The sequence below is a fragment of the Flavobacterium sp. genome, from assembly GCF_044341185.1.
Classification (GTDB): Bacteria; Bacteroidota; Bacteroidia; order Flavobacteriales; family Flavobacteriaceae; genus Flavobacterium.
Genome location: NZ_JBIISE010000004.1, coordinates 37,712 through 56,937 on the forward strand (window position 1 = coordinate 37,712; position 19,226 = coordinate 56,937).

At 33.0% G+C, this 19,226-nt stretch carries 17 protein-coding genes and 4 tRNA genes; all 21 read right to left on the minus strand.

Features of this window, described 5'->3' with window-relative positions:
• Nucleotides 1–113: 113 nt before the first annotated feature.
• The 21 genes from ACIQZ1_RS01740 to ACIQZ1_RS01840 all read right to left on the minus strand — a co-directional run bounded on the left by ACIQZ1_RS01740 (nt 114) and on the right by ACIQZ1_RS01840 (nt 19,200).
• Nucleotides 114–422, minus strand: a complete 309-nt coding sequence (locus tag ACIQZ1_RS01740; RefSeq protein ID WP_396158472.1) for a DUF3467 domain-containing protein — start codon at nt 420–422, stop codon at nt 114–116.
• A gap of 165 nt (nt 423–587) precedes the next feature.
• Nucleotides 588–4,898: a DNA-directed RNA polymerase subunit beta' gene (rpoC, locus tag ACIQZ1_RS01745; RefSeq protein ID WP_396158474.1), complete on the minus strand. Its 4,311-nt coding sequence runs from the start codon at nt 4,896–4,898 to the stop codon at nt 588–590.
• 227 nt (nt 4,899–5,125) lie between these two features.
• Nucleotides 5,126–8,938, minus strand: coding sequence for a DNA-directed RNA polymerase subunit beta (gene rpoB, locus ACIQZ1_RS01750; protein ID WP_396158476.1), 3,813 nt, complete (start codon nt 8,936–8,938; stop codon nt 5,126–5,128).
• A 260-nt stretch (nt 8,939–9,198) separates the two neighbouring features.
• Entirely contained in the window at nt 9,199–9,570 is a 372-nt protein-coding gene (gene rplL, locus ACIQZ1_RS01755; RefSeq protein ID WP_396148349.1) for a 50S ribosomal protein L7/L12, read from the minus strand.
• A gap of 56 nt (nt 9,571–9,626) precedes the next feature.
• The gene (rplJ, locus tag ACIQZ1_RS01760; protein ID WP_291241153.1) at nt 9,627–10,127 is read right to left on the minus strand and encodes a 50S ribosomal protein L10; all 501 of its coding nucleotides are present in this window, start codon (nt 10,125–10,127) and stop codon (nt 9,627–9,629) included.
• Between the two features lie 22 nt (nt 10,128–10,149).
• On the minus strand, nt 10,150–10,839 hold the full coding sequence (gene rplA / locus ACIQZ1_RS01765) for a 50S ribosomal protein L1 (RefSeq protein WP_166075916.1): 690 nt from the start codon (nt 10,837–10,839) through the stop codon (nt 10,150–10,152).
• A gap of 5 nt (nt 10,840–10,844) precedes the next feature.
• Entirely contained in the window at nt 10,845–11,285 is a 441-nt protein-coding gene (rplK, locus tag ACIQZ1_RS01770) for a 50S ribosomal protein L11 (protein WP_091309369.1), read from the minus strand.
• 64 nt (nt 11,286–11,349) lie between these two features.
• Complete coding sequence (gene nusG / locus ACIQZ1_RS01775) at nt 11,350–11,901, minus strand: transcription termination/antitermination protein NusG (protein WP_353150104.1); 552 nt, start codon at nt 11,899–11,901, stop codon at nt 11,350–11,352.
• Between the two features lie 6 nt (nt 11,902–11,907).
• Nucleotides 11,908–12,096 (minus strand): preprotein translocase subunit SecE, encoded by a 189-nt coding sequence (gene secE, locus ACIQZ1_RS01780; RefSeq protein WP_291241155.1) that lies wholly within the window; start codon nt 12,094–12,096, stop codon nt 11,908–11,910.
• Between the two features lie 18 nt (nt 12,097–12,114).
• Nucleotides 12,115–12,185: transfer RNA gene (locus ACIQZ1_RS01785), tRNA-Trp, on the minus strand.
• A 59-nt stretch (nt 12,186–12,244) separates the two neighbouring features.
• Nucleotides 12,245–13,432, minus strand: a complete 1,188-nt coding sequence (gene tuf / locus ACIQZ1_RS01790; RefSeq protein WP_396158480.1) for an elongation factor Tu — start codon at nt 13,430–13,432, stop codon at nt 12,245–12,247.
• A gap of 56 nt (nt 13,433–13,488) precedes the next feature.
• Nucleotides 13,489–13,560 (minus strand) — tRNA-Thr (locus ACIQZ1_RS01795).
• A 119-nt stretch (nt 13,561–13,679) separates the two neighbouring features.
• A tRNA-Tyr gene (locus ACIQZ1_RS01800) sits at nt 13,680–13,760 on the minus strand.
• Between the two features lie 92 nt (nt 13,761–13,852).
• A tRNA-Thr gene (locus tag ACIQZ1_RS01805) sits at nt 13,853–13,926 on the minus strand.
• A gap of 94 nt (nt 13,927–14,020) precedes the next feature.
• Entirely contained in the window at nt 14,021–14,323 is a 303-nt protein-coding gene (gene hpf / locus ACIQZ1_RS01810; protein ID WP_396158482.1) for a ribosome hibernation-promoting factor, HPF/YfiA family, read from the minus strand.
• A gap of 25 nt (nt 14,324–14,348) precedes the next feature.
• Nucleotides 14,349–15,242: a tyrosine-type recombinase/integrase gene (locus tag ACIQZ1_RS01815; RefSeq protein ID WP_396158484.1), complete on the minus strand. Its 894-nt coding sequence runs from the start codon at nt 15,240–15,242 to the stop codon at nt 14,349–14,351.
• A gap of 72 nt (nt 15,243–15,314) precedes the next feature.
• The gene (rpsU, locus tag ACIQZ1_RS01820) at nt 15,315–15,509 is read right to left on the minus strand and encodes a 30S ribosomal protein S21 (protein ID WP_166127146.1); all 195 of its coding nucleotides are present in this window, start codon (nt 15,507–15,509) and stop codon (nt 15,315–15,317) included.
• 88 nt (nt 15,510–15,597) lie between these two features.
• On the minus strand, nt 15,598–16,767 hold the full coding sequence (locus tag ACIQZ1_RS01825; protein WP_396158486.1) for an acyl-CoA dehydrogenase family protein: 1,170 nt from the start codon (nt 16,765–16,767) through the stop codon (nt 15,598–15,600).
• Nucleotides 16,768–16,791: 24 nt separating this feature from the next.
• Entirely contained in the window at nt 16,792–17,670 is an 879-nt protein-coding gene (locus tag ACIQZ1_RS01830; RefSeq protein WP_396158488.1) for a ComEA family DNA-binding protein, read from the minus strand.
• Between the two features lie 9 nt (nt 17,671–17,679).
• Nucleotides 17,680–17,898 (minus strand): PspC domain-containing protein, encoded by a 219-nt coding sequence (locus ACIQZ1_RS01835; RefSeq protein WP_353150123.1) that lies wholly within the window; start codon nt 17,896–17,898, stop codon nt 17,680–17,682.
• 33 nt (nt 17,899–17,931) lie between these two features.
• Nucleotides 17,932–19,200, minus strand: coding sequence for a DUF2851 family protein (locus ACIQZ1_RS01840; RefSeq protein ID WP_396158490.1), 1,269 nt, complete (start codon nt 19,198–19,200; stop codon nt 17,932–17,934).
• Nucleotides 19,201–19,226 lie beyond the last annotated feature (26 nt).

Genomic DNA, 19,226 nt, shown 5'->3' on the forward strand with positions numbered 1-19,226 from the left:
ATATATAGTAACATTCACTAACTATTTTTAAATTATCAACAAATTATAAGCAAACAAAGTAAATTATCAATAAAAAAAGAAAAACTTCCCAATTTTTTGAGAAGTTTCTATATTTACGCTTGACCGGTTGGTCCGAAATTTAGTGGAATGGGTGGATGCTCTTCCTCTTTAATTTGTCCGTGTGTACTTTCAAAACGATGTATGTTTTCGTTAATTGCTTTTAACAATCGTTTTGCATGTTGTGGCGTTAATATAATACGCGACTTTACTTTTGCTTTTGGTACGCCTGGCATTAGGGAAATAAAATCCAATACGAATTCGGTATTCGAATGGTTGATTATGGCTAGATTAGAATAGGTTCCTTCTGCTACTTTTTCGTCTAGTTCAATATTGATTTGACCTTCTTGGTTGTTGTTTTCCATGGTTTTTTTGATATTAGGTGTTGGGTATTAGGTATAAGGTAATGGATAGTTAATAATTTCTATCATTTGACTTTTAACTAATGCAAGTATACAAAATCCTTTTGATTAAAAAAAAGCCTAACAAAAAAATCTGCTAGGCCTTTTTTAGTATATTAAGAATAAGAATTAGTAATTAAATTCTTCTTTTCCAGCCATTAATTCGCTGTATTCTTCTTTAGAACCTACAATAATGTTATCGTAATCTCTCATACCTGTACCAGCAGGGATTCTGTGACCTACGATTACATTTTCTTTCAATCCTTCTAATGTATCAATTTTACCAGCAACAGCCGCTTCGTTTAATACTTTAGTAGTTTCCTGGAACGATGCCGCAGAAATGAATGATTTTGTTTGTAACGATGCTCTTGTAATACCTTGTAAAACTGGTGTTGCAGTAGCCGTAATTACATCTCTTGCAGTAACTAAGTTTTTATCTTCACGTTTTAATAATGAATTTTCATCTCTTAATTCTCTTGGAGAAATAATTTGTCCCGGTTTTAAGCTTGAAGAGTCACCAGCATCTTCTACCACTTTCATTCCGTATAACTTATCGTTTTCTAAAATGAAGTCTGAAGTATGTGCTAATTGATCTTCTAAGAATAATGTATCTCCTGGATCTTGGATTCTTACTTTTCTCATCATTTGACGAATCACTACTTCAAAGTGTTTGTCATTGATTTTTACCCCTTGTAAACGGTACACCTCTTGAATTTCATTTACCAAGTACTGTTGTACAGCAGAAGGTCCTTGAATTCTTAAGATATCTTCTGGAGTAATTGCTCCGTCAGATAATGGTGTTCCAGCTCTTACGAAGTCATTTTCTTGCACTAAGATTTGAGCTGAAAGTTTTACTAAATATTTCTTAACATCTCCAAATTTAGATTCAATTGATAACTCACGGTTTCCTCTTTTTACTTTTCCGAAAGTAACTACACCATCAATTTCAGTTACTACAGCAGGGTTTGAAGGATTACGAGCTTCTAACAACTCTGTAATTCTTGGTAAACCTCCTGTAATATCACTTGCTTTAGAGGAACGACGAGGAATTTTAACAAGAATTTTTCCTGCTTTAATTTTCTCACCATCATCAACCATAAGGTGTGCTCCTACTGGTAAATTGTATGATCTAATTAACTCCCCATCTTTACCATAAATATGTAAAGTTGGGATTAATTTTTTGTTACGTCCTTCAGAAATTACTTTTTCTTGGAAACCTGTTTGCTCATCAATTTCAACCATGAATGATTGTCCTTGTTCTAAATCTTCATAAGCAATTTTACCTGTAAATTCAGATACAATTACACCATTATAAGGATCCCACTTACAGATTGTTGCTCCTTTTTCTACTTTATCTCCGTCTTTCACGAAAATGGTAGAACCATAAGGAATATTATGTGTACTTAATAAAATACCTGTATTAACATCTAGTAATTTTAATTCGGTAGAACGAGAAATTACGATATCGATAGGATTTCCATCTGCATCTTCTCCTTTTACTGTTTTTAAATCTTCGATTTCTAATTTTCCAGCAAAACGAGCAGAAATACCCGCTTCTTCAGAAATACCTCCTGCAACCCCTCCAACGTGGAACGTACGAAGTGTTAACTGTGTACCTGGCTCTCCAATTGACTGTGCAGCAATTACACCGACAGCTTCACCTCTTTGTGCCATTTTACCAGTAGCTAAATTACGACCGTAACATTTTGTACAGATTCCTTTTTTAGCTTCACAAGTTAATGCTGAACGAACTTCTACTTTTTCAATTGGCGAAGCTTCAACAGCTTTAACAATTGCTTCAGTAATGTGTTCACCTGCATGTATTAAAATTTCAGAGTTGAATGGATTTACAACATCTTGCAATGCTACACGTCCTAAGATTCTTTCTCCTAATGATTCAACAATTTCTTCGTTTTTCTTTAATGCAGAAACTTCTACACCTCTTAATGTTCCACAGTCTACAGAATTGATAATAACATCTTGAGATACATCATGTAACCTTCTTGTTAAATATCCTGCATCGGCAGTTTTAAGAGCCGTATCCGCTAATCCTTTACGTGCACCGTGAGTAGAAATGAAGTATTCTAAAATTGATAAACCTTCTTTAAAGTTAGAAAGAATTGGATTTTCAATAATTTCACCCCCACCTGCAGTCGATTTTTTCGGCTTAGCCATTAATCCACGCATACCAGTTAACTGACGAATTTGTTCTTTAGAACCCCTTGCACCAGAGTCAAGCATCATATATACCGAGTTAAAACCTTGTTGGTCTTCACGGATATTTTTCATAGCTAATTCTGTTAATTGCGCATTGGCAGACGTCCAAATATCAATTACCTGATTGTAACGCTCGTTATTTGTGATAAGTCCCATGTTATAGTTCATAGAAATACCTTCTACTTGTACACGAGCATCAGCAATTAATTGCGTTTTTTGTTCTGGAATACGAATATCACCTAAACTGAATGACAATCCACCTTTAAATGCGAATTTGTAACCCATATCTTTCATATCATCTAAGAAAGCTGCTGTAGTAGGCACATCCGTAACTGCTAAAATTTTACCAATAATATCTCTTAACGATTTTTTTGTTAAAACTTCATTTATATATCCTGCAGCTTCAGGTACTACTTCATTAAATAATACTCTACCTGCTGTAGTTTGAATAATTTGAATTACTAACTCTCCATTTTCATTAAAATCTCTTGCTCTAATTTTCACTCTAGCATTTAATTCTAATCTTCCTTCGTTTAAAGCAATGTTTACTTCTTCCGCAGAATAGAAGGTTAATCCTTCTCCTAAAATTGGATGTTCCGGAGTTGACAAACGCTCTTTGGTCATGTAATACAGACCTAATACCATGTCTTGAGAAGGTACCGTGATAGGTGCTCCATTCGCAGGATTCAAGATATTATGAGACGCTAACATTAATAATTGTGCTTCCAAAATTGCTTCTGGACCTAAAGGTAAGTGAACCGCCATCTGGTCACCATCGAAATCGGCGTTGAATGCCGTACATACTAATGGGTGTAACTGGATTGCTTTTCCTTCAATTAACTTAGGTTGGAACGCTTGGATACCTAAACGGTGAAGTGTAGGCGCACGGTTTAGTAATACTGGATGTCCTTTGATAACATTTTCTAAGATATCCCATACTACTGGTTCTTTTTTGTCGATAATTTTCTTAGCCGACTTTACTGTTTTAACAATTCCTCTTTCGATTAATTTACGAATAACGAATGGTTTGTATAATTCAGCAGCCATATCTTTTGGCAATCCACATTCAAACAATTTCATTTCTGGTCCAACAACAATTACAGAACGAGCAGAATAATCTACACGTTTTCCTAATAAGTTTTGACGGAAACGACCTTGTTTTCCTTTTAATGAATCGGATAACGATTTTAATGGTCTGTTTGATTCTGTTTTAACTGCAGAAGCTTTCCTTGTATTATCGAAAAGTGAATCTACCGCTTCTTGTAACATACGTTTTTCATTACGTAAGATTACTTCAGGCGCTTTAATTTCCACTAATCTTTTTAAACGATTGTTACGGATGATTACTCTTCTGTATAAATCATTTAAATCTGAAGTTGCGAAACGACCACCATCTAAAGGCACAAGAGGACGTAATTCTGGTGGAATCACAGGAATTACTTTTAAAATCATCCATTCTGGACGGTTTTCTCTGTTTTTGTTAGACTCACGGAAAGATTCAACAACATTCAATCTTTTTAATGCTTCTGTTTTTCTTTGTTTAGACGTTTCATTATTAGCTGCGTGACGTAATTTGTATGATAACTCATCTAAATCTGTACGTGCTAATAAATCCATAATACATTCAGCACCCATTTTGGCGATAAATTTATTTGGATCGTTATCGTCTAAATATTGGTTTTCCATTGGTAAAGTATCCACAATATTTAGATATTCTTCTTCTGTTAAGAAATCTAATCTGTTTAATTCTTCTCCTTCTGGACCTTTAGCAATACCCGCTTGAATTACTACGTATCTTTCGTAGTAAATAATCATATCTAATTTCTTAGAAGGTAATCCTAAAACATAACCTATTTTATTTGGAAGTGAACGGAAATACCAGATATGTGCGATTGGCACCACAAGATTGATGTGCCCTACTCTGTCTCTACGTACTTTTTTCTCAGTTACTTCAACCCCACATCGGTCACAAACGATTCCTTTGTAGCGAATTCTTTTATATTTTCCACAAGCACATTCGAAATCTTTTACTGGTCCGAAAATTCGTTCACAGAAAAGTCCATCTCTTTCTGGTTTGTGTGTACGGTAGTTAATAGTTTCAGGTTTTAACACCTCACCTCTTGATTCACCTAACATGGCTTCTGGCGATGCCAAACCAATTGTTATTCTGTTAAATCTTTTAACTCCAGTACTTTTGTCTTTGTTATTTCTATTATTCATCATAGTTTTTACTATTGATTTATGTGCAATTTAAAATTGATTCTTGTTATCCTCTAAAGTTTACTTTAGATTTAACGCTACCTCGGCTTACTTCTCTAAACTTCAACATTAACGTTGTAAGTGCTAGTTATATTTCTATAAAAAATCGGAACGGTTTACGGGTATAAATCCTAAAAACTCTTATAATAAGTAATCAGTACCAATTGAATGGAACTGACTACAAATTTTATTTATTCTTCTAATCTGATATCTAAACCAAGACCTTTTAATTCATGCATTAATACATTGAATGATTCAGGTAATCCTGGTTCTGGCATAGTTTCACCTTTAACGATTGCTTCGTACGTTTTGGCTCTACCATTAACGTCATCCGATTTAACAGTTAAGATTTCTCTCAAAGTACTTGATGCACCATATGCTTCAAGTGCCCAAACCTCCATCTCTCCGAAACGTTGACCTCCAAACTGCGCTTTACCTCCTAAAGGTTGTTGCGTAATTAATGAGTACGGTCCGATAGAACGTGCGTGCATTTTATCATCAACCATATGTCCTAATTTAAGCATATAAATTACTCCAACAGTTGCTGGTTGATGGAAACGCTCTCCAGTTCCACCATCGTACAAATACGTATGACCAAATCTTGGAATTCCAGCTTCGTCAGTATATCCATTAATTTGATCTAATGAAGCACCATCAAAGATAGGCGTTGCAAACTTTTTACCAGTTCTTAAACCTGCCCAACCTAATACAGTTTCATAAATCTGTCCAATGTTCATACGAGAAGGTACTCCTAATGGATTTAATACAATATCTACTGGTGTTCCGTCTTCTAAGAAAGGCATATCTTCTTGACGAACGATTTTAGCAACAATACCTTTGTTACCGTGACGTCCTGCCATTTTATCCCCAACTTTTAACTTACGTTTTTTAGCGATGTAAACTTTAGCTAATTTTAAAATTCCAGCTGGTAATTCATCTCCAACAGAAATTGTAAATTTCTCTCTTCTTAGTACCCCTTGTAAATCGTTTAATTTGATTTTATAGTTGTGCACTAAATCGTTAATTAATAAATTGGTATGTTCGTCTGTAGTCCATTGTCCTTTTGTTAAGTGAGCAAAATCGTCTACAGCTTGTAACATTTTTTTCGTGAATTTTTTACCTTTTGGTAAGACTTCTTCACCTAAATCATTAATTACACCTTGAGAAGTTTTTCCATCTACGATTAAGAATAATTTATCAATTAACCTGTCTTTTAATTCAGTGAATTTCACTTCGAATTCCATTTCAAGTTTGTCTAAATCTTCTTTATCTTTAGAACGCTTACGTTTATCTTTAACTGCTTTAGCAAATAATTTTTTATCTAAAACAACACCATGTAATGATGGAGATGCTTTTAATGAAGCATCTTTTACATCACCTGCTTTATCACCAAAGATAGCACGTAATAATTTTTCTTCTGGAGTTGGATCTGATTCTCCTTTCGGAGTAATTTTTCCGATAAGAATGTCACCAGGTTTCACCTCTGCTCCAATTCTAATCATACCGTTTTCATCTAAATCTTTAGTAGCTTCTTCAGAAACGTTTGGAATATCATTAGTTAACTCTTCGTTACCTAATTTAGTATCTCTAACTTCTAATGAATAATCATCTACGTGAATAGAAGTAAAAATATCATCTCTAACTACTTTTTCAGATATTACAATCGCATCTTCAAAGTTATACCCTTTCCAAGGCATGAAGGCAACTTGTAGGTTTCTACCTAAAGCTAATTCTCCGTTTTGAGTAGCATATCCTTCACAAAGTACTTGACCTTTTTCAACTCTAGTTCCTTTTCTTACAATTGGTTTTAAGTTAATAGTAGTACTTTGATTGGTTTTTCTGAATTTGATTAAGTTGTATGTTTTTTCATCTTCATCAAAACTTACCATTCTTTGTTCTTCAGTTCTGTCGTACTTAATTGTTACTTTATCAGCATCAACATAAGTTACTACTCCAGGGCCTTCAGCATTAATAAGTACACGAGAATCAGACGCAACCTGTCTTTCTAAACCAGTTCCTACAATAGGAGCTTCTGGTCTTAATAAAGGTACTGCCTGACGCATCATGTTAGAACCCATCAAGGCTCTATTCGCATCATCATGCTCTAAGAATGGAATTAATGAAGCAGAAATAGAAGCAATTTGGTTTGGTGCTACGTCTGTGTAATGCACTGCAGATGGAGAAACTACAGGGAAATCCCCTTCTTCACGAGCAATTACATTAGCTGCAGTAATTTTACCTTTTGCATCCATTTCAATGTTTGCTTGTGCAATCATTTTTCCTTCTTCTTCTTCAGCGCTTAAATAAACTGGAGTTGATTCTAAATCTACTACACCATCTGTAACCTTACGGTAAGGTGTTTCGATGAATCCCATTCCATTTACTTTTGCATATACACCAAGTGAAGAAATCAAACCAATATTTGGTCCTTCAGGTGTTTCAATAGGACACAAACGTCCGTAATGTGTGTAGTGAACGTCACGAACCTCGAATCCGGCTCTTTCTCTAGATAAACCTCCAGGTCCAAGTGCTGATAAACGACGTTTGTGAGTAATCTCTGCTAATGGATTGGTTTGATCCATGAACTGAGATAACTGGTTTGTACCAAAGAATGAATTAATTACAGATGATAACGTTTTAGCGTTTATCAAATCGATAGGTGTAAAGACTTCGTTATCACGAACATTCATTCTTTCACGAATTGTACGCGCCATACGAGCTAAACCTACACCAAACTGTGCTGATAATTGCTCACCAACCGTTCTAACACGACGGTTAGATAAGTGGTCAATATCATCAATCTCAGCTTTTGAATTAATTAATTCAATTAGGTATTTTACAATCGTAATGATATCTTCTTTAGTTAAAACTTGTTTATCCATTGGGATATCTAAGTTTAACTTTTTATTCATTCTGTAACGTCCTACATCACCTAAATTGTAACGTTGGTCTGAGAAGAATAATTTATCGATAATACCACGAGCCGTTTCTTCATCAGGCGGTTCGGCATTACGTAATTGTCTATATATATGTTCTACTGCTTCTTTTTCAGAATTCGTAGGGTCTTTTTGCAATGTATTGTGGATAATAGCAAAATCTGCTTGATTGCTATCTTCTTTGTGTAATAAAATTACTTTAACATCTGCTTCAATAATTTCTTCTACGTTTTCTTTATCTAAAATCGTATCACGATCTAAGATAATTTCATTACGCTCAATAGAAACTACTTCTCCAGTGTCTTCATCTACGAAATCTTCATGCCATGTATTTAAAACACGTGCAGCAAGCCTTCTTCCTATGAATTTTTTTATTCCAGTTTTAGACACTTTAATTTCTTCCGCAAGGTCGAATATTTCAAGGATATCCTTGTCTCTTTCGAAACCAATGGCACGGAAAAGTGTAGTAACTGGTAATTTTTTCTTTCTATCAATATACGCATACATTACGTTGTTGATATCAGTAGCAAATTCTATCCAAGATCCTTTGAAAGGAATTACTCTGGCAGAATATAATTTAGTTCCGTTTGCGTGGAAAGATTGACCAAAGAATACCCCTGGCGATCTATGTAATTGAGAAACCACAACACGTTCTGCACCATTAATAACGAAAGTTCCGCTAGGTGCCATGTATGGAATAGTTCCTAAATATACATCTTGAACGATAGTTTCAAAATCTTCATGCTCTGGATCTGTGCAATACAATTTCAAACGTGCTTTTAAAGGAACGCTGTACGTTAAACCTCTATCAATACATTCTTCAATTGTATATCTTGGTGGGTCAATAAAGTAATCTAAGAACTCCAAAACAAATTGGTTTCTAGTATCCGTTATTGGAAAATTTTCCATGAAGGTATTATAAAGACCTTCGTTACCTCTTTCGTCTGATTTAGTTTCTAATTGAAAAAAATCTTGAAATGACTTTACCTGAATATCTAGAAAATCTGGATAATTCGGTATGTTTTTTGTCGAGGCAAAATTGATTCTTTCTGTTTGATTAGCAATCATCAATGGATAATATTTTTGATTAAAAAAAAGTAATTTTTGTGATAACACAACATTTATAAAATATTTTATACTTTTTTTTTACAACCAATACATCTTTAAAAACAAATTATATTTATTTTTTTTCTTCGTATTGATTTAAAAAAACATTTTTCGATACAATATAATTTTTAAAAAACTATATAATTTTATTATACGAAAAATGGTTTAGGTCGTTGGAAACGATTTCCAAGACCTAAACCTGTATTATAAACTGGGTGAGATTATTTTAACTCAACAACAGCTCCTGCTTCTTCTAAAGCTTTCTTAAGCCCTTCAGCCTCATCTTTAGAAACGCCTTCTTTAACATTTGCTGGAGCAGCATCTACTAAATCTTTAGCTTCTTTAAGACCTAAACCAGTTAATTCTTTAACCGCTTTAACTACTCCTAATTTAGAAGCACCAGCTTCTTTTAATACTACTGTAAATTCTGATTGCTCAGCACCAGCACCAGCATCACCACCACCAGCAGCAACTACTACAGCTGCAGCAGCTGGTTCGATACCATACTCATCTTTTAATATTGTAGCTAATTCGTTAACTTCTTTAACTGTTAAATTAACTAATTGTTCTGCGAATTGTTTTAAATCTGCCATTTTTTCTATCTTTAATGTGTTTAAAATATGTAATTTATTAAGTGCGTTTTGTTTTGTTATTCTGCAGCTTCACCTTTAGTTTCAGCATGGTTTAATAAAGCTGAAAGTATACGTTTAGCTGGAGATTGTAATAATCCGATGATTTCACCGATAACTTCTTCTCTAGATTTAATAGCTACTAAGCTATCTAATAGTTCGTCACCAATGTAAACTTCTTGATTAATATATGCTCCTTTTAAAACAGGTTTTTGTCCTTTTTTACGGAATTCTTTAATAATTTTTGCAGGACCATTTGCGGTGTCTGCAATCATAATAGAAGTATTTCCTTTTAAAGTTGACGATAAATCTCCATAGTCGTTTGCAGAAACCTCCATAGCTTTCGCTAATAAAGTGTTTTTTACAACTTCTAATTTGATTCCTGCTTTAAAACAAGCTCTTCTTAAGTCTGAAGTAGTCCCTGCATCAAGTCCAGAAATGTCTGCTAAATACACAACATTCACATCTGCTAACTGTGCAGTTAAATCTTCAATAGCAATTGATTTTTCTTCTCTAGTCATACTAAATATATTTAACTACCAATTATACTGCTTTAGGATCTAAAGCGATAGCAGGACTCATAGTACTTGTTAAGTGAATAGACTTAATGTAAGTACCTTTCGCTGCAGTTGGTTTTAATTTGATTAATGTTTGAACAATTTCGTGTGCATTGTCATAGATTTTATCAGCATCGAAAGATACTCTACCTATTCCTGCATGAACGATACCAGTTTTATCAACTTTAAAGTCAATTTTACCAGCTTTTACTTCTTGAATTGCTTTAGCAACATCCATTGTTACTGTACCTGTTTTAGGATTTGGCATTAAGCCTCTTGGTCCTAAAACACGTCCTAATGGACCTAATTTACCCATAACAGCTGGCATAGTGATAATTACATCAACATCTGTCCAACCATCTTTGATTTTTTGAAGGTAGTCATCTAAACCAACGTGGTCTGCACCTGCTGCTTTAGCTTCCGCTTCTTTATCTGGAGTAACTAAGGCTAAAACTCTTACATCTTTACCTGTTCCGTGTGGTAATGCAACCACACCTCTTACCATTTGATTTGCTTTTCTTGGATCTACACCAAGTCTAACAGAGATATCAACTGATTCATCAAACTTTGCAGAAGCAATTTGTTTGATTAATACTGAAGCATCTTTTAAAGAATATAATTTATTCTTTTCAATTTTTGCTGCAGCTTCTTTTTGCTTTTTTGTCAATTTTGCCATATCTCTTATTTTAGAGGAGAATCTCCAGTTACAGTTATACCCATAGATCTAGCTGTTCCAGCAATCATACTCATTGCAGCTTCCATTGTGAATGCATTTAAATCTGCCATTTTATCTTCAGCGATTGCCTTAATCTGATCCCAAGTAACGCTTGCTACTTTTTTACGATTAGGCTCTCCTGAACCAGACTTTAATTTTGCAGCATCCATTAATTGAACCGCAGCAGGTGGAGTTTTTACAACGAAGTCAAAAGACTTGTCTTTATATACAGTAATTTGTACTGGACATATTTTGCCGGGTTTATCTTGTGTTCTTGCATTAAATTGCTTACAGAACTCCATGATGTTAACTCCAGCAGCTCCCAAAGCAGGTCCAACCGGTGGCGACGGGTTCGCAGCACCTCCCTTAACTTGTAGTTTAACTACTTTACTAACTTCTTTAGCCATTTTTTAAATTTTTACATTAACCATTGGAAGCGATTAATGCGGGTTTATATATATGTAACAAAAATTATACTTTTTCAACTTGCATAAAACTTAATTCTAAAGGTGTTTTTCTTCCGAAAATTTTCACCATTACTTCAAGTTTACGCTTTTCTTCATTTATTTTTTCAATTGTTCCATTGAAACCATTGAAAGGTCCATCGATAACTTTAACTGTTTCATCAATAGAGAAAGGAATGTTAACGTTTTCTGTTGTTACAGATAATTCGTCTACCTTACCTAACATTCTGTTTACTTCAGCCAGTCTTAATGGAACTGCTTCACCACCTTTAGTTTCACCTAAAAAACCGATAACACCGGTAATAGATTTAATGATATGTGGAATTTCACCAGTTAAGTTTGCTTCTATCATAACATAACCTGGGAAATATACTCTTTCTTTTGATATTTTTTTACCGTCTTTTACTTGTACTACTTTTTCAGTAGGCACAAGAACTTGAGAGACATAATCAGCCATTCCAACACGATTAACTTCTTGCTCAATATAAGCTTTAATCTTGTTTTCTTGTCCGCTTACCGCTCTAACGACATACCATTTCTTTACGTTATTATCAGCCATTTCGTATTAACCTTTTAACAAATTAAAGAAACCGTTTAATACTTTTGTAAAAGTTAAATCAATACCCCAAGTTGCTAAAGCAAATATTACTGAAAATAATGCTACAACGATAGTGTATTTTTGTACTTCTGCCCATTCTGGCCAAGTTACATTTGATTTTAATTCTTCGAATGCTTCAGAGAAATATTTTAACATGATATTTACATTATTTTGCACGAGCGGAGGGATTCGAACCCCCATCAATGGTTTTGGAGACCACTATTCTGCCCTTGAACTACGCTCGTATGTTAAAATCAGTACCGATTGCTCGATACTGATTTAAAAAAATATTATTGACTTTAAATTAGTCTAAAATTTCAGTTACCTGTCCAGCACCTACTGTTCTACCTCCTTCACGGATAGCAAAACGTAAACCTAATGACAATGCAATTGGAGATAATAATTCAACTTCAATTGTTAAGTTATCACCTGGCATAACCATCTCTCTTCCTTGTGGTAACATAATAGTACCTGTTACGTCAGTTGTACGTACATAAAACTGAGGACGGTAGTTATTATGGAATGGAGTATGACGTCCACCTTCTTCTTTTTTCAAGATATAAACCTCTGCTTTAAATTTAGCGTGTGGTTTTACTGAACCTGGCTTAATAATAACCATACCTCTTTTGATATCAGCTTTATCAATACCTCTTAACAATAAACCTACGTTATCTCCAGCTTCACCTCTATCTAAGATTTTACGGAACATTTCAACTCCAGTAATAGTAGAAGTTAATTTTTCAGCACCCATACCGATAATTTCAACTGGGTCTCCTGTATTAGCAATACCTGTTTCGATACGACCTGTAGCAACAGTTCCACGACCAGTAATTGTAAATGAATCTTCAACTGGCATTAAGAATGGTTTCTCAACGTCACGAACTGGTAATTCAATCCATGAATCTACTGCATCCATTAATTCCATGATAGTAGCTACCCATTTTGGATCACCATTCAAACCTCCTAAAGCAGAACCTTGAATAACTGGACCATTATCACCATCGTATTGATAGAAAGATAATAAGTCTCTGATTTCCATCTCAACTAACTCTAATAATTCAGCATCATCAACCATATCCACTTTGTTCATGAATACTACCATTCTTGGCACACCTACTTGGCGACCTAAAAGGATATGCTCACGAGTTTGTGGCATTGGACCATCTGTAGCAGCAACTACTAAGATAGCACCGTCCATTTGTGCAGCACCTGTAACCATGTTCTTAACGTAATCCGCGTGACCTGGACAGTCAACGTGAGCGTAGTGACGGTTAGCAGTTGAATACTCAACGTGCGACGTGTTAATTGTAATACCTCTTTCTTTTTCTTCTGGAGCATTATCAATTTGATCAAATGATTTTGCTTCTGATAAACCTGCATCTGACAATACTTTTGTAATTGCAGCTGTTAACGTAGTTTTACCGTGATCTACGTGTCCGATAGTACCAATATTCAAATGGGGCTTCGAACGGTCGAATGTTTCCTTTGCCATGATTTTAAAATTTAATCTTAGTTATTTATTAGTGTTCAAAAATTATTTCTATTTTGAGCCAATGTCGGGAATTGAACCCGAGACCTCTTCCTTACCAAGGAAGCACTCTACCCCTGAGCTACACCGGCTTTTGTGAGTTCAGAAGTTAAAAACAAACCTAAATTTGCTCTTAATCCTATTATTCTATTACTCATTTCTAAAGATTTTACTTAAAATAGTTTTAAATAAATTCATTTAAAAAAGTTTGTGGGGAGAGCAGGATTCGAACCTGCGAAGTTTTCACAGCAGATTTACAGTCTGCCCTCGTTGGCCGCTTGAGTATCTCCCCTAACCTTACTTAAAAATCAAAACAACAAATTATAAATCCCAGCATAAACTAGAAAATAAATTCATTAATTCTTGATTATCAAAATTTCAAAGAGCCAGTGGAGGGACTCGAACCCACGACCTGCTGATTACAAATCAGCTGCTCTAGCCAGCTGAGCTACACCGGCATTTCTATACATAGAAAAAGTCCGCTATTTCTAACGGACTGCAAATGTATGTAATTTATTTATTAATCAAAACTTTTTTAAATCTTTTTTTCAATTAACTATGCGCTCGTAATTTTTCTTTTCTCTTTACTAGTAATCGTTCTAAGGAATCTATTGCTAAATCGGCAGCTCCTTCAAATGTTTTGCTTTGTTTCGTAACAATGAAATCATCTCCAGGAACAAGTACTTTTAATTCAACTATTTTATTTTCTTTTTCGCTTGTGTTTTCAACTTTCAAAAAAGCATCTGAAGAAATTACTTTATCGTAATATTTTTCTAATTTAGTCATTCTTTCATCTATAAAATCAACTAATTTTCTGTCGATATTAAAATTAACCGCATGTACATTCACTTTCATAATAATTATAGGTTTTAATTAAACATTACTTGTTTCTTGGGTGCGCATTGCTATATACCTTTTTTAACTCAGATAAACTACTATGAGTATAAATCTGTGTAGAAGACAAACTTGCATGACCAAGCAACTCTTTAACTGAATTTAAATCTGCACCGTTATTTAACAAATGTGTTGCAAACGAATGCCTAAGAACGTGGGGACTTCTTTTTACCTTTTCAGATATACCACTAAAGTAATCATTTATTAATCTATAAACAAACGTTTCACTTATTTTATTTCCTTTTTTAGATAAAATTAACTTTTCGGGAGCGTTAATAATTATTAGTTCTTTACGTTTTGTTAAATATAATTTTATCACTTCTGAAGTGGATGCTATTAAAGGTATAATCCTTTCTTTATTACGCTTTCCTAACACCTTTATTGTATTACTGTAAAAATCAATTGCATGTATATCTAAATTTATCAACTCAGCTCTTCGCATGCCTGTTGTATATAACAACTCAATTACTAACCTATTTCGTATACTTTCAAAATCGGCCTCTAAAAAATGTATTTCAAATAAGGTGTTAATTTCTTTTTCAGAAAAAGGAATCTGAACTTGCTTAGGTGTTTTTAACGATTTGTGTTTTACGAAAGGATTACTGTCAATTTGTTTTGTTTTTAATAGAAACTTGTAAAACGATTTTAAGGAAGCCATTTTTCTATTAATTGAAGAAGCCGCAATTTTTGAGTCGGACAATTCAACAATCCAACTACGAATTAACGCATAATTTACCTCTTCTAATATACAAGCGTCGTGGTTTTTGTTTAGAAACAATTGAAATGACAAAATATCTTTTTGATAGGCATTCACAGTGAGTGGGGAATACTTTTTTTCCTTTTCGAGATATTCTAGATGTGACTGTAAATTATTGCGCATAAAAAAAACCGTTAGATACAAATTTATAATTTATAATCTAACGGTTATAGTATTTAATCAAAAAATGATGGATTAACTTTCTAAGTTGTCTCTCATGTTTTGGATGTAAGCCGCTTTTTGAATTTTAATTCTGTTTGTCACAGAAGGCTTAATGAAAGCTTGACGTGCACGTAACTGACGAACAGTTCCTGTTTTATCAAATTTTCTTTTATAGCGCTTTAATGCTCTATCGATATTTTCTCCGTCTTTAATTGGTATAATTAACATAATATTGACACCTCCTCTCGTTAAGGGTGCAAACTTAAATAAAAATTATGAATTATGAATTACTAATTATGAATTATTTTTAAAACAACTATTTAACAGCTGGTTTATAATTTTGATTATCGATGATCATTTTTGATAAAATCTCTTTTAAGATTTCAGAAGTACCGCCTCCAATAGGCCCTAAACGACTATCTCTTAACAATCGTGCTAACGGATATTCTTCCATATAACCATAACCACCAAGCATTTGCAAACAATCATATATAGCTAAATCGGCAACTTTTGTAGATTTCAATTTTGCCATTGTCGCTTCTTTTACAACGTATTCACCTTTATCTAATCTGGCTACCGCTGCATAATTAAAGATTTTACAGTGCTCTACTTCGGTAGCATGTTCCACCATAGTATGACGTAGCGCTTGAAATTTATTTATTTTACTTCCAAATGCCTCACGTTGCGACATATATTCTATTGTATAATCGATAGCATATTCCGCTCGAGCGTGAGCATTAACTGCCATTATTAATCTTTCAAATGCAAAATGCTGCATAATGTAAGGAAATCCTTTTCCTTCTTCTCCCATTAAATTTTCAGCAGGAATTTCTACATTATCAAATGCAATTTCTGCAGTATCTGAAGCTCTCCATCCTAACTTATCTAATTTTGTTGCAGAAATCCCTTTTAAATTGGTATCAACTAAAAAAATGCTAATTCCTTTATTTCCAAGTTCTGGATTTGTTTTTGCAGCAACTATATAATAATCGGCATAAACACCATTAGTAATAAATGTTTTCGAACCATTAATAATAAATTTATCACCTTGTTTTACAGCCGTAGTTCGCATACCTGCTACATCACTACCTCCAAAAGGTTCGGTAACACATAGCGCCCCAATTTTTTCACCTAATATACTTGGTGCTAAATAATTTTGTTTAATAGCTTCACTTCCTTCAGCGTTTAAATGCGTCATTGCTAGATAAGCGTGTGCCCACATAGCTGCAGCAAAACCAGAAGATTTTATTTTTTGAAGTTCTTCTAAAAACACAACGGTATAAAACAAATCTAAGTTTAATCCACCATAAGCTTCTGGATAATTAATTCCGAAAAAGCCCATTTCACCAAATTTTTTCCAAATGAAGCGTTCAATTGTACCTGTTTTTTCCCACTTTTCAATATGAGGCACTACTTCTTTATGCAAAAAATCTTGTAAACTTTTTCTAAATAATTCGTGTTCTTCTGTGAAATATAATGAATTCATTAATTAGATTTTATTGGTTTGTTTTTAGAATTCCAAATATAAGGCTATTATTTTTAATTTTTCAAGTGGAAATTGCTTAACATTTGTTAAATCTTCACTGCTTTTAAAATCGCCATTCATACTTCTAAAAGTAACAATATTCTTAGCTATAGTGTAGTTAAAGTAAGGGAATTGTTGTAATTCTTTTATAGTAAAAGTGTTAATATTTATCTTTTTTAAATTTCCGGAAGATTTAATTTGGAATTTTTTATTTAAATCTGCAATTGCTTCAGGAGAAATTCCCCAAATAAAACCTAACTGTTCCATAGAGGCAAAATTTCCGAATTTTTCTCGTTCAGAAATTATTTTAAGCGCTAATTTTTCACCAATCATATAGACTTTTTCTAATTCTACTTGATTAGCTGTATTTAAATCTTGCACAACAATTTTAGATTCTTTTTTATCAAATTTCTTATACGTACTTTCAAATTTCGATTGGTAATTTTTAGAAGTTCCGTTGGTTACCCAATCTGGAAATTTAAAATATATTGCATATTGTTTCATCCATTCATTTGAAACACCTGTTAGTTTCTGAAATTCTGCATTTGAATTCACATATTTATTTTGCTTTCTAAACTGATGCAATTTATCAATTTGCGTTTCTGACATTCCTAACTTATATCCTTTATAATCTGAAATAAAATTAGGGTTAAATGGATAAATTTTATTTGAGTTTTCTTGAGCTGCTTCTTTTAAGCTATCAATTTCATTTTGAGCTAAAAGCCAATTTTTCTCTTCTGGAGTTAAATCCAAAGAAGTTGTATCCTTTTTGTTATTAAACCAATAAATAAATAGTTGTAACAACCCAATGCTACAAATCAAAATTACTATCCCGAAATAATGTCCTTTAGAAAATCGCAACATAGCTTGTTATTATAAATCAAAAACGGAACTTCTTTTCGTGTAAATTAAATCTTTTAGTTTTAAAATAAAAGCCAAAGTCAAATAAAAACCAAATCCTAATCCTACCGTAATAAAAGAGATATATACAAAAAACAAACGTACTTGTGTGGCACGCATACCCAAACGGTCTGCTAAACGCGACGCAACAAAAAATCCGTTTTTTTCGAAGAAGTGTAGTAAATTGTACATATATGCAAATAAATATTTAAAGTATAAAGATACTTAGTTTTTTAACAATTGCAAACCTACAGCACAGTTAAGGCATTTATTTTTATTACAATATTCGTTTTTAAGTTCCAATAATGATTGCGATTGAAAAGCATTATTTGTTTTTATATTAAAATCGGAAAATTTTTGAAGTATGGAATTTTTTTCTGGTAGCATTTCTTCTAAAAGACATATTAATTCTTCAATATTTAATTTTCCTTGATGTTTAGCATAGCAAAATTTAATTGGAATTACTGTATTAATTATTATCAAATCGATAAATTGATTGGTTAAACCTTTACTTTTTGATTTACTTGTTTTTGAAAAATTATAATGACTTTTCCAATATTCTGAAGTTTCACTTTTTAATAATTGCTTGATTTGAGAATAGGAATTAGCTTGAATCAGTTGTGAAAACAAATTCTGATTATTCGCAATTAAATTTGCAAATTGCGATAAACGTATTGTTGGAAAATTATCTGGTCGAAGTTTAAAAAATTGTGGAAGCAAACCAAATTCTGATTCTAAATTGTATTTTATTTTGAGATAGTTCCAATGCGATGCTAATTTTGTGTGATATTCACCTTCGATAGGCTCATCTAATAAATTTAATTTACCGAAAAATAAGGCTTCCAAATTCTCAATATCAAAACTTTCTTTTCTTACAATCGAAAAAGGAATAGATTGAGCCAATTGCAAAAAGCAATCACCATTTGTATTCAGACCAAAATTTTTAGATAACATTTCAAAAAAAACGGCTTCCCAATTCGTATTTGTTTCTCTTAATCGCTTATCAAAAATTTCTGATTTTCTTTCTAATCTATTTAAAAACAAACTCTCTAACCAATTTTTCCAAATAAAATTATCAATATTTCCTATTTGATTTTCGCAATTTATCCAAGACTTGGAAGTTAATAGTGATTTATATTTGTTTATTTCAGAAAGCGAGACATACTTTTTTAATTCCAATGTTGGAATTTCAGAATTGTCTTTTCTAAAAATAGGTGTGTCATTTTCCCAGACTACGTGAAGAATAACGTTGTCATAATTAGCATCTTTTTCGTGATTGTGTAAATACCAATCGGAAGACTTTACATGAATTTCAATATTTCCTGCCCATTTTTGTTGGTTGATAGAAATTTGCGCATTAAAAATATCGGGTCCAGCATTTTGTAAATACTGTCCAAAATGATTGATTTCTAATTTTTCGTTAAGATGTGTTTTGAGTTGGGTAAATGGTAGTTTCTTATTTACCCATAAATAATGGAGAAATTCTTCTTGCATGGCGTGTATATTTTAATTTGGCTTAT